Raw genomic sequence first — 21,971 nt, forward strand, 5'->3', positions numbered from 1 at the left:
AAAACGTTCTTGCTGGAGCTTCCATGGATTCGATCGTGCAACCCGCCGCCACGGAGCAGCCGTCCTCGTCACGCAACCGGCTGCTGCTGACGGTCTACACCGCCGCGATCTTCGTCAGCGCGCTACTGCTGTTCTCGGTGCAGCCGCTGTTCACGAAAATGGTGCTGCCGCGGCTCGGCGGCTCCCCGGCGGTGTGGTCGGTGGCGATGGTGTTCTTCCAGTCGCTGCTGCTGGCGGGCTACGCCTATGCGCATTTGTTGATGCAGGTGAGGAACCGCATCGTTCCGGTGGTGGTGCATCTCCTGCTGCTGATTACGGCGTTCGTCACGTTGCCGCTCGGCATCGCCTCCGCCTATGGCGATCCGCCCGCTTCGGGCTACGCGATCTGGCTGCTCGGCCTGTTCGTGATCTCGATCGGGCTGCCGTTCTTCGCGCTCGCCGCCAACAATCCGTTGTTGCAGGCCTGGTTCGTCCGCACCGGGCATCCTGCCGGACACGATCCATATTTCCTCTATGCGTCCTCCAACATCGGCAGCTTCCTCGCCCTGCTATCCTATCCGTTTCTGCTGGAGCCAATGTTCACGCTGCACACGCAGAACCGGCTCTGGACCGGCGGTTATGGCATTCTGATCCTCCTGATCGCCGCATGCGGTGTGCTGTTATTGCGCTCGCCGAAGCTCGCAATGGTCGATGCGCGAACCGAGGATCTGAATGCTCCGGCGCCGGGTTTCCTGACCCGGCTGCGCTGGATCTTTCTCGCTGGAGTGCCGTCCGGTCTGCTGATCGCCGTCACCGCGCACATCTCGACCGACGTTGCGGCGGCGCCATTGCTGTGGGTGCTGCCGCTGTCGCTGTACCTCCTGACCTGGGTGGTGGTGTTCCAATCGCGGCCGCTGCTGCCGCACAAATGGATACTGATGCTCCAGCCGGTCGCGATCGCGGGCGTTGTCTTCCTGCTGGCGTTCGGCGGCGAACAGAACCTTCTGCTGACGCTTGGCGGCCATCAATTGTGCTTCTTCGTCATCGCCATGGCCTGCCACGGCGAACTGGCGCGGACCCGGCCGGCCGCCAAATATCTCACCGGATTCTATGTCGCGCTGTCGTTCGGCGGCATGGTCGGCGGCCTGTTTGCAGGGCTCGTTGCGCCCTTTACCTTCTCCTGGATCGCCGAATATCCGATCCTGGTTGCGCTTGCCGCGCTGTGCCGGCCGCCCGCGAGCGAGCGGCTGGCGGGCATCGTCAAATGGTACTGGCTGGCGCTGGCCGCGCTCGCCGTCGTGCTCGTTGCGCCGTCCATTACGGCGGGGGGGCTGTCGGCCTGGTTCGAGGATCACCGCGTCTGGGTGGCCGGTAGCGTCGGCGTGCTCGCCGCGTTGCTGGTCCTGGCGGTCAACGCCGGCCGCTGGAAGATCTTCGCCACCGTCGCGCTGGCGCTGGCGCTGATCCGCATTTATCCGGCGGACGAAGGCCGTGTCACCACGGTGCGCAGCTTCTTCGGCGTGCACAAGATCGTGGTGACGCCCGGCGGCTATTTCCACGTCTTGATGCACGGTACCACGATCCACGGCGCCGAGCGCTTCCTCAACAATGACGGCACGCCGGTCACCGGGCGGCCCGAACCGATCACCTATTATCACAAGGACGGCGGCATCGGTCAGGCCGTCAGCGCGATCCGGGAACGCAAGGGCGTGCCGCTGAAGGTCGCCGCGATCGGCGTCGGATCGGGCACGCTCGCCTGCGCCGCCGAGCCCGGCGAGAGCTGGACATTCTTCGAGATCGATCAGTCCATGGTCGATGCCGCCCGTGATCCGAAGAATTTCCGCTATATCTCGAGTTGCCTGCCGGATTTGAAGCCGGTGATCGGCGATGCCCGCCTCACCTTCGCGAAGGAGCCCGACGGTGCCTACGATCTCATTATCGTCGATGCCTATTCGTCGGATGCCATCCCGATCCATCTTGCGACCGAAGAGGCGATGAAGATCTACAAGGACAAGCTCGCTCCGCACGGCGCCGTGGTGATGCACGTCTCCAACCGGCACCTTGATCTCGAGACTGTCGTGGTCGGCATCGCCGACGCCAACGATCTCAAGAGCTGGGTCTACAACGAGGATTCCGGCCGCGATGGTGACTACATCTTCTCGACCGACGTCGTCATCTCCGCCCGCGAGGAGGAAGATGTCGGCAGGCTCGCATCGTCGAAAGTTTGGGAGCAGACCGAAGCCGACGACAGGGTGCGGGTCTGGACCGACGATTACTCCAATATTCTGGGCGCGCTGTACCGGCGTTTGCGGGACGGGGAGTAGGGGCCGCTTCTACGGCTCCACCGGTGTCCCCGCGGGCAACGCAATTCCCTTCTCGCCTGCGACCTGTCGCAGCAGGTCGGGCCTGTCGGAGATGATGCCGTCGACGCCGATCTCGATCATGAGCGCCATGTCTTCGGGCTTGTTGACGGTCCAGACCACGACGCGCAGCCCGAGCCCGTGCGCCTCCGAGACGAGCGCTGTGGTCACATCGCCGAAATAGGGCGACCAGATCGCGCCGCCCGCAGCCTTGATCGTTCGCGGCAGCGAGCCGCCGTGGTCGGCCGGGCTGAATCCCGCCGTCCAGCTGGTCGCCTTGTCCAGCGCCACCGTCTGGCCCGAGCCGCGCTGGAGCGTCAGGTACACCGTCGGCATCTTCGGTGCCCGCTGCTGGACGAGCTGCAGGGTTCGCCAGTCGAACGACTGGATCATGACGCGATCGGAGAATTTTTCGGCTTCGATCAGCCCGAGCAGCTTGGTGACGAAAGCTTGCGGATCGAGCGTCTCGTCCGGATGGTTCGGATCGATCTTGGTCTCGATGTTGAAGCGCACGCGCGTGTTGCCGGATTTGCGCACCAGCGTGAACAGCTCGCTCAAGGTCGGAATGCGTGTCCCGGGCACGGCGCGCTGGTTGGGGAATTGCTTGGCGTAAGGGCTGTCTGGCCGGATCTGGCCGACGTCGTAGGTCCTGACCTCGGCGAAACGCAATCTTGCGAAAGGCGTGCCGGGCGGGGCGACATAGGTGCCGCTCGCATCCCGCGCCAGATCGGGATTCAGCCCGCGCTCATGCGAGACGACGACCTCGCCGTCGGCGGTAATGCCGACGTCGAGCTCCAGCGTGCCCACGCCCATCGACAGCGCATTGGCGAAGGCCCGAAGAGTGTTTTCCGGCAACAGTGCCCGGCCGCCGCGATGGGCCTCGAGGTCGAATCCCGAATCAAATCCCGAATCAGATCCCATGGCCTTTCCCGCAATGAGAAGTAACAGCACGGTCAAGATTGTCGCAGCACGTGATGGCATGGTGGCTCGCAGGGCAAGCGGAAAAGGGCCGAATCTGAACGCATTTCGGCGCGGCGGATCCATTCTATAGGCTTTCGCGCCTGTTGAAACCTTGGGGGGTGGCTTGGGTTGCGCTCGCCCGGCGGGTATGTACTCATGGAAGCTGCCCTGGAATCCCGACGTGCAACAGAAACGCGATCACCGCATTATCCGCAGCCGGCATTTTCATCGGATGCAGCGGCGGCATTTCATCCTTTTCGACGTTTTGCCCTTGGCCGGCACGCTGGCGGCACTGGCCCTTCTGTTCTACCGCCCGATCGGTGCGATGGAGCTCGGCCTGTTCTTCGGCTTCTGGCTGGTCACCGGCCTCGGCCTCACCGTCGGCTATCACCGCCTCTTCACCCACCGCGCCTTCGCGACCTCTACGGCAATGAGCGCGATCCTGACCGTGATGGGATCGATGGCAGGCCGCGGTCCCATGCTGTCCTGGGCGGCAATGCACCGCCGGCATCATGAATTGTCTGATCACGATGGCGATCTGCATTCGCCGCGGCTGCATGGCGACGGTCCGTTCGGCCGCCTGCGCGGCTTCCTGCACGCGCACCTGACCTGGATGATCGCGCACGATTATCCCAACGTCGCGCACTATGTCCCGGATCTGATGGCGGATCGCAGGCTGGTTGCCGTCAACAGCTACTATTACACTTGGGTCGGTCTCGGCTTGGTGCTGCCGGCCGCGATCGGCGGCCTTGCCACCATGAGCCTGTGGGGCGCGCTGACCGGCTTGCTCTGGGGCGGCGTGGTGCGCATGTTCGTGGTCGAGCAGACCATGTCCGCCATCAACTCCGTCATGCACAGCTTTGGCGCGCAGCCCTTCGTCACCCGTGACGACAACAGCAGGAATCTCGGCGTGATGGCCTGGCTCGCCTGGGGCGAGGGCTGGCACAACAATCACCATGCCTTTCCGTATTCCGCGGCCTTCGGCCTGCGCTGGTTCGAGTTCGATCCCGGCTTTATCTTCATCCGCGCACTGGAAGCGCTCGGACTAGCCTGGGACGTCAAGGTGCCCAGCGAGGAGAAGATCGCCCGGCGCATGTCGCGGCAGCCGGGCGACGCGACGCCCGACCTGGAAACGGGCTGAGCATCATCGGCCGGCGCAACGCCGGCGATGGCTCAGCTTTGAACCGATGCTGTTCAACGACTATCCCTTTCTCTTGGTCTTCCTGCCGGCGGCGCTGCTGATCTACCGCCTGGCCGATCCCTATCCGCATTTGCGCATCGCCGTGCAGGTCGCGCTGTCGCTCGCCTTCTATGCCTGGGGCAGCCCGTCCTTCATCCTGCTCCTGATCGGCTCGATCGCGATCAATTGGCTTGCCTCGGTCGCCTATGGGCGCGTGAAGTGGCCGACGCTGCTGACGCTCGTGATCGTGCTCGATCTCGCGGTGCTGGCGCTGTTCAAATACGCCAACTTCCTTCTCGCCAATCTCGGCCTCGTGCTCGGTACCACGCTGCCGGCGCTCGACATCGGACTGCCGCTCGGCATCTCCTTCTTCACCTTCCACCACATCATGTATCTGGTCGATCTGAAGCGCGGCAGGGCGCCGCTCTATGCGCTCGACCGCTACGCGCTCTACATCGCCTTCTTCCCGCAGGCGATCGCCGGCCCCCTGGCGCGCTGGTCGGAGGTGATGCATCAGTTCGGCAGGCAGGTCTACGTGCCGGGCTGGCAGCGTCAGTTCTGCGTCGCGACCTGCTTCATTGCGATCGGCCTGTTCGAGAAAGTCGTGATCGCCGACGGCATCGCGCATCTGCTCGATCCCATCTACACCCAGGCAGCGAACGGGCCGCTCCCGAGCGGCGATGCCTGGCTCGCCTTCTGCTTCTCCTTCCAGATACTGTTCGATTTCTCCGGCTATTCCGACATCGCGATCGGCCTTGGCCTGCTGTTCGGCGTGCGGCTGCCATACAATTTCAATGCGCCGCTGCGCTCGACCAACATCCAGGATTTCTGGCAGCGCTGGCACATCACCCTGATGCTGTTCCTGCGCGATTACGTGTTCTATCCGCTGGTCAATCTGCGCCTGCTGCCGCGGCGCTGGCTTCCCGTCCAGTTTTTCGCCGCGATGATGATCACGATGGCGCTGTGCGGCCTGTGGCACGGCGCGAGTTGGACCTTCGTGCTGTGGGGCGTGCTGCACGGGCTTGCACTGGTCGCCTGCACGCTGTGGCGCCGCTATGGCCCGGATTTGCCGTCATGGCTCGGCTGGGCGCTCACCGTGCTGTTCGTGCTCGCGACCGGCGTGATCTTCCGTGCGGGATCGGTGGAAGCGGCCTGGCATGTCTTTGCCGGACTGGTTTTGCCGCTGCCGCTCGAGCGCGGAAAGCATTTGTGGCCGCTGATCGCAGCGCCGCTCTTCGCCTTCCTGCTGCCAGCGAGCCAGGACATCGTGGCGGTGCTCACGCGCCGTCCCAATCCGTGGCTCGCGGGTCTGCTCGGTCTTGGGCTATTCGCATTGCTGCTCCACATGGGTGGTCGGGATCTCCATGACTTCGTCTACTTCAAGTTCTGAGACCGACCCCGGCTGGGGCCGGAGCCTGCTCGCGTGCCTGGGCACGCTGATCGGCGCTGCGCTGCTGGTGCTCGCACTGATGGTGGCGGTCGATCCCTATGACAGCGGCAAGCTCGGCCTGCTCGGCATCGACGGCGTCGACAATCGGCTTACCCAAATCACGGCCGCGAGCCGCGCCAGGAATCCGGATTTCAATGCTGCCATCCTGGGCAATTCGACAGCGCAGATGATCGAGCCGACGGAATTGTCGCGTGCGACCGGCCTGCGATTCGTGCAGCTCTACATGACCGGTGCGTTTCCCCGCCAGGAGCTTGCGGTGCTGGACTTCTTCCTCCGGAATCACCGGGAGGTCGGCGCACTGGTGATCGTGGCCGACCCCGGCTGGTGCGAGCATGCGCGGGCGAAGGAGGTGGGCGGCGTCCCGTTTCCCGACTGGCTCTATGACAGAAGCGTCGTCACTTACGCTGCCCGTCTGATCTCCTGGCAGGCGATCGAGCAGGCTTTTCAACGGATCAGTATCGGGCTCGGCCGGCGACCACGGATGAACCCCGACGGCTTTGTCAGCTACGAGGATATCTGGCCGCCGGGTCAATTCAAGGAAGTCGGCTGGCCCAGGGATCCGGCGCCGTCCTTGTCCGCCGAGATGCGGGCGACATTTCCAGAGATCGCTGTGCTGGCACATACCGTCAGGACATTGCCGGCCGATGTGCCGATCGTGATCATCGTGCCGCCGACCCTCGCAACCACGGTGCCGAAGCCCGGTACGGAAACCGCCCTGGAGCGCAGCGCCTGCGACGCCGCGCTGAAACAGGTGGTCGCGGGCCGGCCGCGCAGCAATTTCATCAGCTATCGCATCGACAACGATCTCACGCGCGACCGCGCCAATTTTGCCGACTTCATCCACTATCGCGCGATCCTGGCGCGCAAGCTCGAGCAGGGGATCGCTGCGAGCCTGCGCGACGGGGAGGGTGCGAAGATCGATTTCTGAGCCGGCTCAGCCAATCCCCTCGAAGCCACCGTCGAGCCAGAGCCTGCGCGCCAGCTTGCGCTGGATCTTGCCGCTGGTGGTCTTCGGCAGCGCGCCGGGACGGATCAGCGCGATGTGGCGCGCGGAGAGCTCATGGTGGTCGGCGACAGCCTCGCGGATCAGGCCCTTGATCGCTTCGGTGTCGATCGTGTGGCGCGCGGTGCGCTCGATCTCCTGGACGATGACGAGCGTCTCTTCGCCGCTCTCGTCCTGCACCGAGAACGCCGCGCCGCAGTTTTCGCGCAAAGCTCCGTCGAGCGATTGCACCGTGCGCTCGACATCCTGCGGATAATGGTTGATGCCGCGGATGATGATGAGGTCCTTGATCCGACCCGTGACGAACAGTTCGCCTGTGACGTCGACGAAGCCGAGGTCGCCTGTGCGCAGCCACGGCCCGCCTTCGCCGGCAATCTGCGCATTGAGCCCCTCGCGCGTCGCCTCGTCGTTGCGCCAATAGGCGCGGGCAATATTGGCGCCATTCACCCATATCTCACCGACGCGGTCGGCGGGCTGGCGTGTGCGGTCGTCCGCGTTCACGATGGCGATCCGCTCGCCGGTGAGTGCGCGCCCGCAGCCGACGGCGACTTGCGTGTCTTCCGCATCGGAAGGCGTCTCCGCCGCGTGCGCCTGAAGCGCCGTGCGGCTCACGCTGCGTGTGACATGACCGCCGCCGCGGTGTCCGCCGGAAATCAGGAGCGTCGCTTCCGCCATGCCGTAGGCGGGATACATCGCGCGCGGATCGAAGCCGTGCGGCGCAAATGTCTGGATAAACCGTTCGATGGTTCCCGCATGCACCGGCTCTGCGCCGTTCAGCGCGATCCTGAGCGAGGACAGCTCGATGCCCTCCATCTGATCGGCGCGGAAGCGGTTGACGCAGAGGTCGAAGCCGAAGTTCGGGCTGCACGCGACTTCCGCGCGATAGTGCGAGATCGCGCGCAGCCAGCCGAGCGGCCGCTGCATGAACGCGTTCGGCGCCATCAGCACGCAGGTCGCGCCGACATAGAGTGCTTGCAGCGCGTTCAGGATCAGCCCCATGTCGTGATAGAGCGGCACCCAATTGACGTAAGTCGATTGCCGGGTGTTGCCGAGCGCGATCCGGATCATCTCGAGATTGGCGAGCAGATTGGCGTGGCTCACCATCACGCCTTTGGGCTCGGAGGTAGAGCCGGAGGTATATTGCAGGAAGGCGGTGTCGTCAGACGCCGGCTCGGGAAGTTCGAATGTCTCACCGTCGGCCACGGCGAGATCGACTTCGATCCAGCGAATGTTCTCCTGCGCGAAGCGTGCTCTCAGTTCACCACGGAGCGCGACGGCCGAATTGGTCAGGGCCAGCGCCGGCGTGCAATTGGCGAGAATGGCGGCGCTGGCATCGCGCGCGCTGTTTCGCCGCGGCATCATCATCGGCACGGCGATGATGCCGGCCATCAGGCAGCCGAAGAACGCCACCATGAATTCGATGCCCGGCGGAAACACCAGGATGGCGCGGTCACCGGGCCGTGCGGCCGCGGTCAGGCGCGACGCAAGCGTGGATGCGGAGTCATGCAGCTGGCGGAAGGTGAGCACAGCTTCCTCCGTCCCGCGATCGGAGACGAAGACATAGGCACGGTCGTCGGCCTGCTCCGCCGCACGCCGGGCCAGCAGTGCCACCAGCGAGCGGAAGGTTTCCATGTGGATTGCGCCGACTTCAGCCGCCCTCAGGCGGCGGGGCGGATTGCACGCTTGTCAGCGAGAAATCGCGACAAGGCCTCAACGGTCGGATGATCGTAAAAGTCGTCCGTCGACAGTTCGAGGTCGAGCTTCTCCTCGAGTTCCATCATCAGGTAGACCAACATCGCCGAATCGAGGCCGAGACGATTGAATTTCGTGCCGATGTCAACTCGGTCCCTCGAAATTCGCAGGATATTCGCCAGGGCGGTAACGCAGAAATCCGAAATCTGCTCGCGTGTCATGTCATGTCCCAGAAACAATCAGAATGACAATACGGGCGACCTTCTGGTTGTCAATTTGGCCGGAACGCCGCAGCGTTGAAGGTTGGGGACTGTTGCTTTCCTGCGTCGTCCGAGTGCTCAATCCGTGCACAGGCTGGCGCGATTTCCGCGCTTGGGCTCGTTTGCGAGGCGCTTCTGTCCCCGCGGTTCTTGTCGGATCCTGCCTGCGTCCATCCAGCGCGGCAGTGATTTGATTCGGCGAGGGCGGTTGACGACGGCCGCGGAGGGCCGAAACTGGCCGCCAAGAAAAAATGATCGGCACCGGGAGCAACCCACATGCGGCATATGTTCATCGCGATCATGGCGGTTCTTATGGCCGGGCAGGCGGCAGCCAAGGATGTGCTTTCGGGTGCGAGCCTCTATGAAGACGTGACGCGTTATGCGTCCTTCGGTCTGCACCGGTTCGGTTCGCCCGGCGATCGCGCCACCGGCGAGTGGATCGCCGCCGAGCTCAAGGCCGCCGGATTCGAGGTCAGATCCCAGCCCGTCGTGCTTGGCTGCGTGTGCGAACGTGGCCCCGGCATTGCCAACTTCCTTGCGCTGGCGCGCACGGTCGCTGTCGAAAAATGGCCGGCGCATGTCGTCTTCATCGCGACAGCCGGCCATGAGATCGGCCATGAGATCGGCCATGGCGGCATGGAGCTGTTCCTGAAGAACGGAGCGCCGGCGCCGAAGGAAACACTGGCGTGGATTCACTTCGGCTCATCGAACGCCTGCTACGCCTTCGCGGAGGGCGCCCGCTCCGATCGGCCTGAGGAGGAGCGTTATCTCGTGCTGAGCAAATCCGCCGTCGCGCTGACTGATGAAGCCTTCGCCAAGGTCGGCGCAAAACGGCTGGTGACGGAGAAGCAGGCGGTCGGCGAACTGCGCGATGTGCACGCGGCGGGCTACGCCAATTTCCTCGGCATGGCCGGCCGCCATCGGACTTTCCACACGCCGTCGGACGATCTCGCCGCGACCGGGCCCGAGCTCCTCGAGCCGGTCGCCCGTGCCTTCGTCCAAGCGGCGCGAAAAATCGTCGAGCGCGGCAACGCCGCGTTCAGATAGCGTCAGTTCTGGTAGTAATAGCCGCGCGGCTGATAAACCTGCCGGGGCTGCGGCTGGTAGTAGTTGCCCTGCTGGCTGTTGCCCTGATTGTAGTATTGCTGCGGCTGTTGCTGATAGACCTGCGCGTCGTAGAGCGGGCGGCTCGTCGCGCGCGGCGCGGGATAGCGCGCGCCGTTGTCGCTGCCGTCGGCGGGATAGATGTAGTTGTCGTCCTGCGGCATGTAGCGGCGGGCGGGTGCGGCCGGCGGCGTCAGGTTCACGGGATCGCCTGATGTGGCGTACTGCTCTTCGGCCGGTTGCGGCGCGCGGGCCACCGCTGTGGGGTTGCGGCCGCGCGGATTGCGCGCGAGCGCCACCTGCGCCGATCCTGTCAGCGTCACCGTGGTGTTGAGCACGCCCTGCTGCTGCACCAGCGCGTAGAGCGTCGTGGCATTCTGGCGCGACAGCCGTACGCAGCCGTGGGAGGCGGGCGAGCCGAGCCGGCCGACCGAGTCCGTGCCGTGGATGGCATGCCCGACCTTGGTGAAGAAGATCGCGTGCGGCATCGGCGCGTCGTCGAATTCCTTGGAGTAGTGATCCTCTTCCATGCGGAAGGTGCGGAACGCGCCGTTTGGCGTCTCGCGCGAGGGGATGCCTGTCGACACCGGCCAGTGATAGCGGGCGACGCCGTCGACGGCGACGGTCATCTGCTGATTGTCCTTGTCGATGGTGATCTCGACCTTGGCCTGCGCGGTGCCCGCGGTCAAAAGCATCAGCGAGGTGAAAACAATAAAGAACGAACGCATCTGACTTCTGGCCTCCGGCCTGTTCACGCTAGGCGCCGCGGCTCTCCGTCCCCGGCGTGCACTATGCCTGCAATCCGGCTTTCGTTCCAGCGGCCTGCCTCGCCCATCGTTAACGGGACGCCCGGCGTAAGCAAGGCCGCTTTGTGCCGCAAAGCCAGCGGCGGTGCTGACATTTTCGCGAGCGGGGATGCGTTCACAACGCCGACAATTCGTCACAAAGGCGCAACCATTTGGCCGCTCGGTGCGTTGACTGTGGCCACGCTCGACTGGCGGCGCCCGCCGCCGTTACCCTTTATGTTTTCCTTGGGATTGAAGATGAACAAAGCCCGCATCGCCGCCGCGTCATCGCCGGCGGGTCTGCCCCTCCGCCTGCTGTTCGCAGCCGCCGCCATCCTCCTCGCGCTATTGTCGCTGCCGCAAGCTGGCCACGCCCAGGGTATCGTGCGCGGCGCCCAGGAAGGCTCCTATGAAGGCAATCGTATTGCCGGCCCGGTGGGCGGTGCAGTCGGAGGCGTCGTCGGCGCCGGTGTCGGCGGTGCCGTAGGCGCGGTCGAGGGTGTGTTCGGCATTCCCCATCGCGGCCACCGACGCTGCCGCGGCTATTACGACGGGTACAACCGCTTCCACTGCTATCGGTAGCCGCTGGCGATTCCGAGGCGCGCGCGCCCCGGAATGACGGCCAGGGTCAATTCTTCAACCGATACCCCGTCCGGAAAATCCACCAGATCGCCACCAGGCAGATTATCAGGAACGCCGTCGTCATGCCGACGCTGACGGACACGCTGACATCGGCGATCTCGTAAAAGCTCCAGCGGAAGCCGGAGATCAGATAGACGACCGGATTGAGCAGCGCCACCGTGTGCCAGGCGGGCGGCAGCATGTCGATGGAATAGAAGCTGCCGCCGAGGAACGTCAGCGGCGTCACCACCAGCATCGGGATCATCTGCAGCTTTTCGAAGCCGTCGGCCCAGATGCCGATGATGAAACCGAACAGGCTGAACGTCACCGCCGTCAGCACCAGGAAGGCCAGCATCCAGACCGGATGATGGATGTGCAGCGGCACGAACAGGCCGGCCGTGGCGAGGATGATCAGGCCGAGGATGATCGACTTGGTCGCGGCCGCGCCGACATAGCCGAGCACGATCTCGAAATAGGAGATCGGCGCCGACAGGATCTCGTAGATCGTGCCGGTGAATTTCGGGAAGTAGATGCCGAACGAGGCGTTGGCGATGCTCTGCGTCAGCACCGAGAGCATGATCAGGCCCGGCACGATGAAGGTGCCGTAGCTGACGCCCTCGACCTGGCTGATGCGCGAGCCGATCGCGGCGCCGAACACCACGAAATACAGCGAGGTCGAGACCACCGGCGAGACGATGCTTTGCAGCAGCGTGCGCCAGGTGCGCGCCATTTCGAACAGATAGATGGCGCGGACAGCCCGGTAGTTCATGACGCCCTCACGAGGTCGACGAAGATGTCCTCGAGCGACGATTGGGTCGTGTCGAGATCGTTGAAGCGGATGCCGGCGGTGCGGAGGTCGCCGAGCAGGCTGGTGATGCCGGTACGCTCGCCCTTGGTGTCGTAGTCGTAGACCAGCGTCGCGCCGCCATCGCAGAGGTCGAGCTCGTAATGGCCAAGGCTCTCCGGCAGCGCATCGAGCTTGCCTTGCAGATGCAGCGTCAGCCGCTTCTTGCCGAGCTTCTGCATCAAGGTGGCCTTGTCCTCGACCAGCACGATCTCACCCTTGTTGATGACGCCGATGCGGTCAGCCATCTCCTCGGCTTCCTCGATGTAATGCGTGGTCAGGATGATGGTGACGCCGGATTGCTGAAGCGTGCGCACCACTTCCCACATGCCCTTGCGCAGCTCGACGTCGACGCCGGCGGTGGGCTCGTCCAGGAACAGGATCTGCGGCTCGTGCGACAGCGCTTTCGCGATCATCACGCGGCGCTTCATACCGCCGGAGAGCGTGATGATCTTGCTGTCCTTCTTGTCCCACAGCGAGAGGTCTTTCAGAACCTTCTCGATGTGCGCAGGATTCTTCGGCTTGCCGAACAGGCCGCGGGAGAAGCTCACGGTCGCCCAGACGCTCTCGAAGGCGTCGGTATGCAATTCCTGCGGCACCAGCCCGATCAGCGAGCGCGCCTTGCGATAGGAGGTCTGGATGTTCTCGCCGCCGACCAGAACCTTGCCTTCGCTCGGATTGGCGATGCCGCAGATGATCGAGATCAGCGTGGTCTTGCCGGCGCCGTTGGGACCGAGCAATGCGAAGATTTCGCCGGGCTTGATGTCGAGATTGACGTTGTTGAGCGCCTTGAAGCCGGACCCATAGGTCTTCGACAAATTGGCGACGGAAATGATGGAGGACATGATGGCCGCAAGTCTGAGGGGCTGAATGCTGGGGAGGGAGGCTGGAACCAGCCGGGAAGGGCGGTCAGCGGAGCCCTCAGATAGGAATGCCCTTGCCCGGCTGCAATTGCCGAGAGAAAGATGGTCTCAAAGCAGGCCCTTCCGTGGCAGGTTTCGGGCAAGTGTTGCGCGATGGTCACGGCTTGCTGCTAAGATCGTCGTTCACGCGGCTCTTTGTTGCGTCTGCGAGCAGGCCATGGCTACGATTCCGGCCAATCGCGAAGCGTATTCCCCGGGGAAAAGATCGATGAGACCGAACGGCCGTCACACCGCCGGCACCAGCCAGTTGTCTGCTCTCCGTGTGTGGGCGATGAGCCTGCTCCTGCTGTCAGCTGTTGCCATGAGCCCGACCACCGCCCACGCGGCTCCGAGCCAGTCCGCGGCCGCGACCACGCATGTCTACCTGCTCCGCGGCGTGCTCAACATCTTCTCGCTCGGGCTCGATACGATCGGCGCCCGGCTCCAGGCGCAGGGCATCCCGGTGACCGTCTCGAACTTTGTGTCCTGGTCCTCGCTCGCGGATGAAGCCGCCATCGCCTACAAGGCCGGGCGGCTCAAGACCATCGTGCTGGTCGGGCACTCCTCCGGCGCGACCGCGCTGCCGGACATGATCGCCAAGCTCAACCGTCTTGGCGTTCCCGTGAAGCTCGCGATCGGGCTCGACTCCGTGTTCAAGACCAAGCTCTCGACCGGCGCGGAGCGTTACATCAACATCTACATCGGCGACGGCCCCGGCGAACCGGTGAAGCGCGCGGACGGTTTCCGCGGCAAGCTCGACAATGTCGACGTCCGCGGGTCCGGCGTCGGCCACATCTCGATCGACAAGAACGAGGCGATCCAGCGCCGCGTGATTGCCGAGATCGACGCCGCAATCATGCACTCGCGCGCACCTGCTCCGGTTGCCGAGCCCGGCAGGCCCAGGCCGGCACGGTCGGCGGCGGCAATGGCTCCGGCCAGGAACTAGCTGGATCGCTGTTTTGGATAGCGGAGCGAACGTCACACAATCGCGTTCGCTGAAGAAAGCCCACCGGCCCGACGAAAACGAGATGACCGCAAACGACGCGCCTCCTTCGTACCTGCCGTGATGCTCGTCGCGTGCGGGTGTGGGTGAGTTGACCGCGCATGCGTCCGCAGTCGATTTGCACGATGTTTCTCTGAGAGCCGCGGACCGCGGACTTGTATCGGTGTGGACTGCCCCATCGGTTCTGTCCGACCTCAGAACCTCGCCTTGATGGCTTTCCCCGTGGTGGCGGATGAAACCGAGGCATCGATGGCGAGCGGCAACGACACCGTGAAGAAGCCCGCCGTTCCCTCCAGATGGTTGACGGCGTCGAACTCGCGAAAGACCTTGAGCCGCGTCGAGACCGGCAGCTTGCCGATTTCAAACGTGTAGCCAATGGCGCCGCCGAGCGCGACCACCCGTCCCTCGAACGATCCAAGGCCCGCGGCCCGTGCCGGTATCGGGCGTGAGTTGCTGGTAATAATAGCCGACCAGGCCGATGGTGAATTGCTTGCTGCGATATTTGGTTACTGCCCACTCCGGCGCCGTTCGAGCGCGATCCCATCAGGTAGGCGCCGATGCCGCCTTCGGCCGCGTTGGCCGGTGCATCGTTCAGGCAAGGCAGCGCGCCGACCGCAAGTGCGGCGGTAACACGATGTCGCATTTGCCTACCTCGATTCCCCAAGGCGCAATGCATGATCGCAAATCGGAGTCCGGTTATTTCTATGCGACATTCCGACGCGACAACGACATCTCAATTTTAGAGCGAGTGCTAAAAAATGGCACAAATCGTACATCACATGCGCGCGGACTTCTGTTACGCTGAAAACCTATGGCAATCCAAAAGACGTTGGGAAAGGATACCGGCCAATACGCGCGGTGGTTCAACTTAAGACTGAAATATGGAAGGGCGTCTGAAATGCGATCGGTCGTAAGAAGTCTTGTAAAAATAACGGTAATCCGCCGTTCGAGCGTAGCAATCGCTCTTGGCCTGACGGTCCTTGCGGTCACCGGGCCGACGGCCTCCGCCATCAATGCCGGCCCAGCCGGTGTGCTGGGATACCAGATCAAGCAGGAGAGTTCTGTCATCGACGTCGTTGTGCGTCGCGGTGGCGGCGCGGTGCGCCGGACCACCGTCGTAGGGCCGCGCGGCGGCGTGGCAAGCCGCACCGTGGTGCGCCGGGGCGCCGTAGTGCGTCCGGGCTATGCCGGTGGCGGCGTACGCTGGGCACGGCCCGGTCGGTACTATTGGCCCAGGGGCGGAGCCATCGCTGCCGGCGCTGCGATCGGCTTTGTAACCGCCGCTACGGCCGCTGCTTGGGCGGGCGCTGCTCCCGCTCCAGGCATGTGCTGGTACTACACGGACCCATCGCGCACGCAGGGCTTCTGGGATTACTGCCGGTAGCGGGCCATCGTCTGGAGCCGGTGCCATGACGTTGCTGCGTACCGAGATCGGGCTGAACGAACGACCGTTGCAGGATAGCCGGACCAATGAGATGGTCCGGATTCCCGGCGGCACGTTCCGTATGGGATCGAACCATCATTATCCCGAAGAGGCGCCGGTCCACCGCGTGACGGTGGATGGCTTCTGGATCGACCGCACACCGGTGACGAACCTCCAGTTCAAGGAATTCATCAGGACGACTGGCCACCGGACGTTTGCCGAGATTCCACCCGACCCGAAGGATTATCGCGGCGCGCTGCCGCACATGCTCTACGCCGGCTCGCTGGTGTTCTCGCCGCCGCCACGGGTGGCTAGTTTGCGCGACTGGAGCCAGTGGTGGGATTTCATGAAAGGCGCCGACTGGCGCCACCCCTATGGGCCGAAGAGCAACATCAATGTGCTCGATCACCATCCGGTCGTGCATGTCTCGTTCTCCGACGCGCTCGCCTACGCGCAATGGGCGGGCAAGGATCTGCCGACCGAGGCCGAATGGGAATTTTGCGCGCGTGGCGGTCTCGACGGCGCCGAGTTTGCCTGGGGTGACGAATTTCTGCCCGGCGGCGCACATATGGCCAACACCTGGCAGGGTGAATTTCCCGGACAGAACCTCAACGCCGACGGCTACGAGCGTACCTCGCCGGTGACGGCTTTTCCGTCGAACGGTTACGGTGTCCACGACATGATCGGCAACGTCTGGGAATGGACGGCCGATTGGTATTCTCCGAAGCACGAGGCCGACGCGCCGAAGTCGTGTTGCATTCCGGAAAACCCGCGCGGCGGTCGCGAAGAGGCGAGCTTCGACCATAGCCAACCGAATATCAAAATTCCGCGCAAGGTGATCAAGGGCGGTTCGCATCTGTGCGCGCCAAACTATTGCCGCCGTTATCGCCCGGCGGCGCGGCATGCCGAGGCGATCGATACCTCCACCAGCCACCTCGGGTTCAGGTGCGTCGTCAGGAGCTCACCTACCTGTTGATTTTGCCGTCGTGCAACCAGCGGAGAGTTGAAATGTCCAGCGAAGATAAGAATAAAAACCATAGCGAAGGCGTCACCGACGATACCGGTAGCCGTGCCGTCAATCGTCGCAATATCCTGCTTGGAACATCCACCCTGGTGGCAGCGGCGGCGCTGACTTCCAGTGCCTTGGCGCAAGCCCAGAAAGCCGCGCCGGCCGCTCCGGCACCGGCGCCTGCTGCGCCGGCGTCCGGCCGCAAACCCAATATTCTGGTGATCTGGGGCGACGATGTCGGTGTCGCGAACATCAGCGCCTATTCGAATGGCCTGATGGGCTACGAGACGCCGAGCATCGATCGTATCGGCCGTGAGGGGATCAAGTTTCTCCATTACTATGGCGAGCAGTCATGCACGGCGGGTCGCGCCGCCTTTCTGACCGGCCAGCATGGCATCCGCAGCGGACTGACCAAGGTCGGCTTTCCCGGTGCCCCGATGGGCATGAGCCAGCTCGATCCCTCGATCGGCGGGCTCTTGAAGAACCTCGGCTATGTAACCGGGCAGTTCGGCAAGAACCACGTCGGCGATCGCAACGAGTCGCTGCCGACCGTGAACGGCTTCGACGAGTTTTTCGGCAATCTCTACCATCTCAACGCCGAGGAAGAGCCGGAACTGCCGGACTATCCGAAGGAACCGTCCTACCTCGCCAAGTTTGGCCCGCGGGGCGTTCTAAAATGCAAGGCGACCGACCGCGACGATCCCACCGTCGATCCGCGCTTCGGCAAGATCGGCAAGCAGACCATCGAAGATACCGGAGCGCTCACCAAGAAGCGCATGGAAACGATCGACGACGAAACCTCGGCCGCAGCGATCGATTTCATCAATCGGCAGAAAACGGCAGGCAAGCCGTTTTTCTGCTGGTTCAATGCAACGCGCATGCATCTTCGCACGCATGTGCGCACCGATCACCGGGGCCGCTACACCCACGGCGACAGCGAGTACATCGACGGCATGCTGGAGCACGACGACACCGTGGGTAGCTTGCTCAAGGCGCTGGACGACATGGGGCTCGCAAACGACACCATCGTCGTCTATTCGAGCGACAACGGCCCCCACATGAACTCGTGGCCGGACGGTGCCATGACCTGGTTCCGTTCGGAGAAGAACACCAATTGGGAGGGTGCCTTCCGGGTGCCATGTCTGGTCCGCTGGCCCGGCGTGATCAAGCCCGCCACGGTTACCAACGAGTTGATGAGCCACAACGACTGGATTCCCACGCTTTGCGCGGCCGCCGGCGAGCCCGATATCGTCAACAAACTCAAGGCCGGTTACACCGCCAACGGCGTCAATTACAAAGTGCACCTCGACGGGTTCGACCAGACCGCTTTCCTGCGCGGTGTCAGCGGTACCGCCGGAAACAACAACGGGACCAAGAGCGCGCGCGACAAGTTCTTCTATGCGGACGACGACGGCCTGCTGGTGGCGCTGCGCAAGGGCGACTACAAGTACGTCTACGCCGAACAGCGATCTCCGGGCACTATGCAGGTGTGGGCGGAACCGTTCACCAAACTGCGCCTGCAGAAGATTTTCAATCTGTTGCAGGATCCATTTGAACGCGCCGATATCACGTCCAACACCTTCTGGGACTGGCAGTTGAACCACGTCGGACAGGTCTATGGTGCCATGGACGACGTCGGCGCCTTTGTAATGACGTTCAAGGAGTTTCCGCCACGCTCGTTCCCGCCGAGTTTCGTGCCGGCAACGATCCTCGAGGAGCAACTCGACGACATCAAGGACAACAGGGCGAAGGCCGGTCAACGGGCGCAGAGCATCGACAAGATCCGCTCGGGCGTGAATCAGCTCATCGAGCAGCAGCTTCAGCAGCGCGGGATAAAATAAGCGACGCTGCATCGAATCCGGCTCGCCCACAGGCGGGCCGGATGACTTCGTTTTGCGTGGCCTCGAATTCGACTGGACGATTCAATGTTTGCGTTGCTCCGTGTTGGCGTCCGGCAAGCCTTGTTCGTGGCGTGGCTGGTCGTCGTCGCGGCCCCTCTCGCGCTCGCCCAGTCTGATCCGCTGCCGTCCTGGAACGACGGCGCGGTCAAAAGGTCCATTACCGATTTCGTCACGCGCGTCGCGACGCAAGGCGGCGGCGACTTATCCCCGTCGAGCAGCGCATCGCGACTTTCGACAATGACGGCACGCTCTGGACCGCTCGACGAAGCGACTGCGCAGCACTGCCGGCCGGCAGCACCGGCGATGCGGCGATTCATACCGAACACGTTAAGCTGGCGCATATCATCCGCAAGGTGCTGCTGCGCCAGATTGCGATCACCAATTACGTCAATCCGTTCTAGGCGGCCGTCACCCGCACGGGCATACTCTCAAGCCCACGCAGGGAATTATTAAGTCTGCGCCTCGGCTCTGCCGTGAGCTCGATGGTCTTCACGCGCCTTGCGAGCTCGCTGAAGATCAATTCGCCCTCCAGACGTGCGATCATCTGGCCGACGCAGGCGTGGATGCCGGCGCCGAAACCGACATGCCCGGTCGCGAGCCGTTCGACGTCGAAGCGGTCTGGTCTGTCCCAGCGCGCGGGGTCGCGATTGGCGGAGGCCATGAACAGCAGCACCTTGCGGTGTGCGGGGATCACGCCGCCGCCGATCTCGACATCGCGCGAGGTGGTGCGAAAGAACGTCTGCACCGGCGAATCATAACGCAGCCCTTCCTCGAACGCGTTGCGGGCCAGCTCCGGTTTGTGGTGCAGCTTGCGATACTCGTCCGGGTGAGAGGCGAGTGCGAGCAGGGTATTGCCGATGCCGTTGACGGTGGTGTCGATCCCGGCGGTGAGGAACGGTCGCACCAGATGGGTTGCCTCGTACTCGCTGATCTCGCCGTCGTCAGCGGCCTGGTAGATCATCATGCCGAGCCCGTCCGGCCGCAACGCGTTTCGCGCGCAACATTCCATGATCCAGCTCTGCGCCGCGAGCCCCGCTTGTCGTGACGCTGCCAGCGTCTCGTTCTCCGGGCCAAAGCTGTCGAACACGAACGTGCTCCAGGCCAGCAGCTTGTCACGTCCGTCCGGCCGGATGCCGATCGCATCCGGAAACACCTTCATCGGGTAGGCTTCGGCGAGATCGGTGACGGCATCAAACATGCCTCTGTCGATCAGCTCCGAAACCTTCTTCTCCGCCTCCTGCTGAAACGTTTCGCGCAGGCGCCGCGCGATCCCCGGGGACAGGGTGCGGCCGAGGACGCGGCGGCCCTTGTCGTGGTCGGGAGGATCGATCTGGAGCGTCAGCGGCTTTGGCAGGGCCGGGTTCATCCCGTTCAGCCCGACACCCTCGCCGCTGATGAACGTCTTCCAGTCCTTCAGGGCCGGCTCGACTTCGGCATAGCCTGCCATGGCCCACACGCCGTAGCGCTCCAATGCGAACGCGGGCCCGAGCGCGCGCAGCGCCTCATAGGCACGATAGGGGTTCATCAGGAAATCTGGCGCAAACGGGTCGGCCGGACTTGATGCAATGCCGCTCATGGTCAGCTCCCGCCCACTATTGCTTGGTCAGTGGACACTGGCCTCCGCTCTCGGGGCGGAACGCGTCCTCACCCTTGATGGTGGCGACGACCTTCAGCAGATCCCAGGTCGATGTCGACTCTTCCGGCGCCTTGACCTGGAGCAGATAGAGCGGGTGGATCTTGCGGCCGTCCTTGCGGATGTAACCCTTGCCGAACAGCGGATCGTCGGTCGGCATCTCCTTCATCGCCGCCACCACCGCCTTGCCGTCCTTGGCACTGCCGACCTTGTCGACCGCCTTGAGATAGTGAATCACCGAGGCGTAGACGCCGGCCTGCATGTCGTTCGGATAGGCCTTCGACGGAATGCGTTCGGCGAACCGCTTGGCGAAAGCCCGCGTGCCGTCGTTCAGATCCCAGTAGAACGGATTCATGATTTGCGCGCCTTGCGCAAACTTCAGCCCGAGCGCGGGAAGCCCGTTCATGCCCAGGATCAATCCGACCAGCTTGTGGTCCTTGGTCAGACCGAACTCGGCGGCCTGCTTCATCGACGTGATGGTATCGTCACCGGCATTGGCGAAGCCGACGACGTTCGCACCCGAAGCCTGGGCCTGGAGCAGGAAAGAGGCGTAGTCGGCCGTTCCCAGCGGATGCCGGACACTGCCGAGCACCTCGCCGCCGGATGCTTTGACGGCCTCCGCCGCCTGTTTCTCCAGATCATGACCGAAGGCGTAGTCGGCGGTGATGAAGAACCACTTCTTGCCGCCCTGCTGGACGACCGCCTTGCCGAGGCCGCGCCCGTAGGCATAGGTGTCGTAGGTCCAGTGCACGGTGGTCGGCGTGCATTTTTCGCCGGTCAGCAGCACCGTGCCAGCGCCCGATCCGACGAAGACCTTGTTCTTCTCGGCGCTCATGCCGGCCACCGCGAGCGCGATCGACGAGTTCGGGATGTCGAAGATCGCATCGACGCCGTCGTTCTCGTACCAGCGCCGCGCGATGCCGATCCCGATATCTGTCTTGTTCTGGTGATCCGCCGCAACGACCTCGACGGGCTTGCCGCCAGCCTTTCCGCCAAAATCCTCCACCGCCATTTTGGCAGCGACGACCGAGCCTATGCCTTGATAGCTCGCGAACGGCCCCGACTGGTCGTTCAGGATGCCGATCTTCACCGCGTCCTGAGCCAACGCAGGCGTTGCCGCAGCCAGCATCAAGGCCGAAATGCACAATTTATGCAGGAATTTGCTGTTCATTGTCTCCCTCCCGTGGGCGGTCTTGGTGCCGCTGAATAATAGTTATATTTTATATCTATTTTTGGGAGAGTCAATTCGGCGGATTTTTGGCCGCCGCGTTTCGAGGATCATGAGCCCGTGAAACCCGCAGGGAAGTCCGGTCAGCAGCCGGAGAAATCGTTGAATTTGCAGGTGCTCCAGCGCACACCGGGTTTCATGCTGCGGCTCGCGCAGCTGAAATTCTTCGAAGGCTTCTACGAAGAGTTCGCCGCATTGGGCGTGACGCCCGCGACCTATGCGATCTTCGCCGTCATTCGCGACAATCCTGGTGTCCCGCCGAGCAGTCTTGCAAGCCTGCTCCGGTTACGCCTGCCCAATTTGATCAAGATCCTGAACGAGCTCGAATCTTCGGGTTTCATCAAGCGCAATCGCTCGAAGTCGGATCGCCGTGCCGTCGAGCTCATGCTCACGCCGAAGGGCGCAAAGCTCATCCACGAGGCGACAAGGCTGACGGAGCCCTATAACCAGAAGATGCTAGCTCCGCTCAACGAGGCCGAGCAGCGCACCTTGCTCGAGTTGCTGAACCGGATTCTGCCGCTTTAAGCTCGCGGACGGCCCCCGGCAAAAGCGAGGCGCGTGGTCGAGTTTCCGCAGGGGCCGGTTCCGTGCCCCAAAATCCACCCAATCGGTGGTCACTAAGCCCCCGGGGGAG

Annotated in this window: 21 protein-coding genes and 1 pseudogene; 12 read left to right on the forward strand and 10 right to left on the reverse strand. The window is 63.5% G+C overall.

Going from position 1 to position 21,971, the window contains the following annotated elements:
• Positions 1 to 23: 23 nt before the first annotated feature.
• Complete coding sequence (locus ABIB00_RS13035) at positions 24 to 2,303, forward strand: spermidine synthase (protein ID WP_354104613.1); 2,280 nt, start codon at positions 24 to 26, stop codon at positions 2,301 to 2,303.
• A 9-nt stretch (positions 2,304 to 2,312) separates the two neighbouring features.
• On the opposite strand, the gene ABIB00_RS13040 is transcribed toward ABIB00_RS13035, so the two are convergent.
• Positions 2,313 to 3,320: a glycerophosphodiester phosphodiesterase gene (locus ABIB00_RS13040; RefSeq protein WP_502917806.1), complete on the reverse strand. Its 1,008-nt coding sequence runs from the start codon at positions 3,318 to 3,320 to the stop codon at positions 2,313 to 2,315.
• Positions 3,321 to 3,480: 160 nt separating this feature from the next.
• On the opposite strand from ABIB00_RS13040, the gene ABIB00_RS13045 reads away from it, so the two are divergent.
• From ABIB00_RS13045 to ABIB00_RS13055, 3 genes are read left to right on the forward strand one after another with little or no spacing between them, the layout of a single operon-like run.
• A complete protein-coding gene (locus tag ABIB00_RS13045; RefSeq protein WP_354104615.1) occupies positions 3,481 to 4,440 on the forward strand; it encodes an acyl-CoA desaturase in 960 nt (319 codons plus the stop codon).
• Positions 4,441 to 4,486: 46 nt separating this feature from the next.
• Positions 4,487 to 5,869 carry an MBOAT family O-acyltransferase gene (locus tag ABIB00_RS13050; RefSeq protein ID WP_354104616.1) on the forward strand — a complete coding sequence of 461 codons (1,383 nt, stop codon included), beginning with the start codon at positions 4,487 to 4,489 and terminating at the stop codon, positions 5,867 to 5,869.
• Positions 5,844 to 6,857: a hypothetical protein gene (locus ABIB00_RS13055; RefSeq protein ID WP_354104617.1), complete on the forward strand. Its 1,014-nt coding sequence runs from the start codon at positions 5,844 to 5,846 to the stop codon at positions 6,855 to 6,857. Before ABIB00_RS13050 ends, ABIB00_RS13055 begins: the two co-directional genes overlap by 26 nt.
• A 6-nt stretch (positions 6,858 to 6,863) precedes the next feature.
• Here ABIB00_RS13055 and ABIB00_RS13060 read toward each other — a convergent pair whose 3' ends face one another.
• Together ABIB00_RS13060 and ABIB00_RS13065 are read right to left on the reverse strand one after the other, a co-directional pair.
• Entirely contained in the window at positions 6,864 to 8,564 is a 1,701-nt protein-coding gene (locus ABIB00_RS13060; RefSeq protein ID WP_354104618.1) for a fatty acyl-AMP ligase, read from the reverse strand.
• A gap of 26 nt (positions 8,565 to 8,590) precedes the next feature.
• Positions 8,591 to 8,845 carry an acyl carrier protein gene (locus tag ABIB00_RS13065; RefSeq protein WP_247347689.1) on the reverse strand — a complete coding sequence of 85 codons (255 nt, stop codon included), beginning with the start codon at positions 8,843 to 8,845 and terminating at the stop codon, positions 8,591 to 8,593.
• A 315-nt stretch (positions 8,846 to 9,160) separates the two neighbouring features.
• Between ABIB00_RS13065 and ABIB00_RS13070 the strand changes: the two genes are divergently transcribed.
• The gene (locus tag ABIB00_RS13070) at positions 9,161 to 9,931 is read left to right on the forward strand and encodes a hypothetical protein (protein WP_354104619.1); all 771 of its coding nucleotides are present in this window, start codon (positions 9,161 to 9,163) and stop codon (positions 9,929 to 9,931) included.
• A 2-nt stretch (positions 9,932 to 9,933) separates the two neighbouring features.
• Here ABIB00_RS13070 and ABIB00_RS13075 read toward each other — a convergent pair whose 3' ends face one another.
• Positions 9,934 to 10,716: a L,D-transpeptidase gene (locus ABIB00_RS13075; RefSeq protein ID WP_354104620.1), complete on the reverse strand. Its 783-nt coding sequence runs from the start codon at positions 10,714 to 10,716 to the stop codon at positions 9,934 to 9,936.
• Between the two features lie 315 nt (positions 10,717 to 11,031).
• Between ABIB00_RS13075 and ABIB00_RS13080 the strand changes: the two genes are divergently transcribed.
• Positions 11,032 to 11,355 carry a hypothetical protein gene (locus tag ABIB00_RS13080; RefSeq protein WP_354104769.1) on the forward strand — a complete coding sequence of 108 codons (324 nt, stop codon included), beginning with the start codon at positions 11,032 to 11,034 and terminating at the stop codon, positions 11,353 to 11,355.
• 46 nt (positions 11,356 to 11,401) lie between these two features.
• On the opposite strand, the gene ABIB00_RS13085 is transcribed toward ABIB00_RS13080, so the two are convergent.
• Both ABIB00_RS13085 and ABIB00_RS13090 read right to left on the reverse strand, forming a co-directional pair.
• On the reverse strand, positions 11,402 to 12,163 hold the full coding sequence (locus ABIB00_RS13085; RefSeq protein WP_354104621.1) for an ABC transporter permease: 762 nt from the start codon (positions 12,161 to 12,163) through the stop codon (positions 11,402 to 11,404).
• Complete coding sequence (locus tag ABIB00_RS13090; RefSeq protein WP_247347679.1) at positions 12,160 to 13,083, reverse strand: ABC transporter ATP-binding protein; 924 nt, start codon at positions 13,081 to 13,083, stop codon at positions 12,160 to 12,162. The genes ABIB00_RS13085 and ABIB00_RS13090 overlap by 4 nt, the downstream gene beginning before the upstream one ends.
• A 286-nt stretch (positions 13,084 to 13,369) precedes the next feature.
• Between ABIB00_RS13090 and ABIB00_RS13095 the strand changes: the two genes are divergently transcribed.
• Positions 13,370 to 14,086 carry a hypothetical protein gene (locus ABIB00_RS13095; RefSeq protein WP_247347676.1) on the forward strand — a complete coding sequence of 239 codons (717 nt, stop codon included), beginning with the start codon at positions 13,370 to 13,372 and terminating at the stop codon, positions 14,084 to 14,086.
• 251 nt (positions 14,087 to 14,337) lie between these two features.
• Here ABIB00_RS13095 and ABIB00_RS13100 read toward each other — a convergent pair whose 3' ends face one another.
• Together ABIB00_RS13100 and ABIB00_RS13105 are read right to left on the reverse strand one after the other, a co-directional pair.
• A complete protein-coding gene (locus ABIB00_RS13100) occupies positions 14,338 to 14,541 on the reverse strand; it encodes a hypothetical protein (protein ID WP_354049342.1) in 204 nt (67 codons plus the stop codon).
• The gene (locus tag ABIB00_RS13105; protein ID WP_354104770.1) at positions 14,504 to 14,623 is read right to left on the reverse strand and encodes a hypothetical protein; all 120 of its coding nucleotides are present in this window, start codon (positions 14,621 to 14,623) and stop codon (positions 14,504 to 14,506) included. Before ABIB00_RS13105 ends, ABIB00_RS13100 begins: the two co-directional genes overlap by 38 nt.
• Positions 14,624 to 15,041: 418 nt before the next feature.
• Between ABIB00_RS13105 and ABIB00_RS13110 the strand changes: the two genes are divergently transcribed.
• From ABIB00_RS13110 to ABIB00_RS13130, 4 genes and pseudogenes are all read left to right on the forward strand, one after another.
• Positions 15,042 to 15,527 (forward strand): hypothetical protein, encoded by a 486-nt coding sequence (locus ABIB00_RS13110; RefSeq protein WP_354104622.1) that lies wholly within the window; start codon positions 15,042 to 15,044, stop codon positions 15,525 to 15,527.
• A 25-nt stretch (positions 15,528 to 15,552) separates the two neighbouring features.
• Positions 15,553 to 16,542 (forward strand): formylglycine-generating enzyme family protein, encoded by a 990-nt coding sequence (locus ABIB00_RS13115; protein WP_502917807.1) that lies wholly within the window; start codon positions 15,553 to 15,555, stop codon positions 16,540 to 16,542.
• Between the two features lie 32 nt (positions 16,543 to 16,574).
• On the forward strand, positions 16,575 to 18,416 hold the full coding sequence (locus ABIB00_RS13120) for an arylsulfatase (protein WP_354104623.1): 1,842 nt from the start codon (positions 16,575 to 16,577) through the stop codon (positions 18,414 to 18,416).
• Between the two features lie 335 nt (positions 18,417 to 18,751).
• Positions 18,752 to 18,877: pseudogene (locus ABIB00_RS13130) on the forward strand (efflux transporter periplasmic adaptor subunit); the annotation flags it as partial.
• On the opposite strand, the gene ABIB00_RS13135 reads toward ABIB00_RS13130, so the two are convergent.
• Together ABIB00_RS13135 and ABIB00_RS13140 are read right to left on the reverse strand one after the other, a co-directional pair.
• Entirely contained in the window at positions 18,874 to 20,052 is a 1,179-nt protein-coding gene (locus ABIB00_RS13135; RefSeq protein WP_354104624.1) for a cytochrome P450, read from the reverse strand. The pseudogene ABIB00_RS13130 and the gene ABIB00_RS13135 overlap by 4 nt on opposite strands.
• Before the next feature lie 16 nt (positions 20,053 to 20,068).
• Entirely contained in the window at positions 20,069 to 21,280 is a 1,212-nt protein-coding gene (locus ABIB00_RS13140; protein ID WP_354104625.1) for an ABC transporter substrate-binding protein, read from the reverse strand.
• 117 nt (positions 21,281 to 21,397) lie between these two features.
• On the opposite strand from ABIB00_RS13140, the gene ABIB00_RS13145 reads away from it, so the two are divergent.
• Positions 21,398 to 21,862 carry a MarR family winged helix-turn-helix transcriptional regulator gene (locus ABIB00_RS13145; protein ID WP_354104626.1) on the forward strand — a complete coding sequence of 155 codons (465 nt, stop codon included), beginning with the start codon at positions 21,398 to 21,400 and terminating at the stop codon, positions 21,860 to 21,862.
• Positions 21,863 to 21,971: the final 109 nt, after the last annotated feature.

The organism is Bradyrhizobium sp. LB14.3 (assembly GCF_040547985.1).
Classification (GTDB): Bacteria; Pseudomonadota; Alphaproteobacteria; order Rhizobiales; family Xanthobacteraceae; genus Bradyrhizobium.

Bases quoted from the DNA above. Each gene is read 5' to 3' on its own strand.
- ABIB00_RS13035 (WP_354104613.1), top strand. From the start codon at position 24: ATGGATTCGATCGTGCAACCCGCCGCCACGGAGCAGCCGTCCTCGTCA.
- ABIB00_RS13070 (WP_354104619.1), top strand. From the start codon at position 9,161: ATGCGGCATATGTTCATCGCGATCATGGCGGTTCTTATGGCCGGGCAG.
- ABIB00_RS13060 (WP_354104618.1), bottom strand. From the start codon at position 8,564: ATGGAAACCTTCCGCTCGCTGGTGGCACTGCTGGCCCGGCGTGCGGCG.
- ABIB00_RS13080 (WP_354104769.1), top strand. From the start codon at position 11,032: ATGAACAAAGCCCGCATCGCCGCCGCGTCATCGCCGGCGGGTCTGCCC.
- ABIB00_RS13095 (WP_247347676.1), top strand. From the start codon at position 13,370: ATGAGACCGAACGGCCGTCACACCGCCGGCACCAGCCAGTTGTCTGCT.
- ABIB00_RS13110 (WP_354104622.1), top strand. From the start codon at position 15,042: ATGCGATCGGTCGTAAGAAGTCTTGTAAAAATAACGGTAATCCGCCGT.
- ABIB00_RS13050 (WP_354104616.1), top strand. From the start codon at position 4,487: ATGCTGTTCAACGACTATCCCTTTCTCTTGGTCTTCCTGCCGGCGGCG.
- ABIB00_RS13065 (WP_247347689.1), bottom strand. From the start codon at position 8,845: ATGACACGCGAGCAGATTTCGGATTTCTGCGTTACCGCCCTGGCGAAT.
- ABIB00_RS13140 (WP_354104625.1), bottom strand. From the start codon at position 21,280: ATGAACAGCAAATTCCTGCATAAATTGTGCATTTCGGCCTTGATGCTG.
- ABIB00_RS13075 (WP_354104620.1), bottom strand. From the start codon at position 10,716: ATGCGTTCGTTCTTTATTGTTTTCACCTCGCTGATGCTTTTGACCGCG.
- ABIB00_RS13120 (WP_354104623.1), top strand. From the start codon at position 16,575: ATGTCCAGCGAAGATAAGAATAAAAACCATAGCGAAGGCGTCACCGAC.
- ABIB00_RS13135 (WP_354104624.1), bottom strand. From the start codon at position 20,052: ATGAGCGGCATTGCATCAAGTCCGGCCGACCCGTTTGCGCCAGATTTC.
- ABIB00_RS13040 (WP_502917806.1), bottom strand. From the start codon at position 3,320: ATGCCATCACGTGCTGCGACAATCTTGACCGTGCTGTTACTTCTCATT.
- ABIB00_RS13055 (WP_354104617.1), top strand. From the start codon at position 5,844: ATGACTTCGTCTACTTCAAGTTCTGAGACCGACCCCGGCTGGGGCCGG.
- ABIB00_RS13115 (WP_502917807.1), top strand. From the start codon at position 15,553: ATGACGTTGCTGCGTACCGAGATCGGGCTGAACGAACGACCGTTGCAG.
- ABIB00_RS13085 (WP_354104621.1), bottom strand. From the start codon at position 12,163: ATGAACTACCGGGCTGTCCGCGCCATCTATCTGTTCGAAATGGCGCGC.
- ABIB00_RS13090 (WP_247347679.1), bottom strand. From the start codon at position 13,083: ATGTCCTCCATCATTTCCGTCGCCAATTTGTCGAAGACCTATGGGTCC.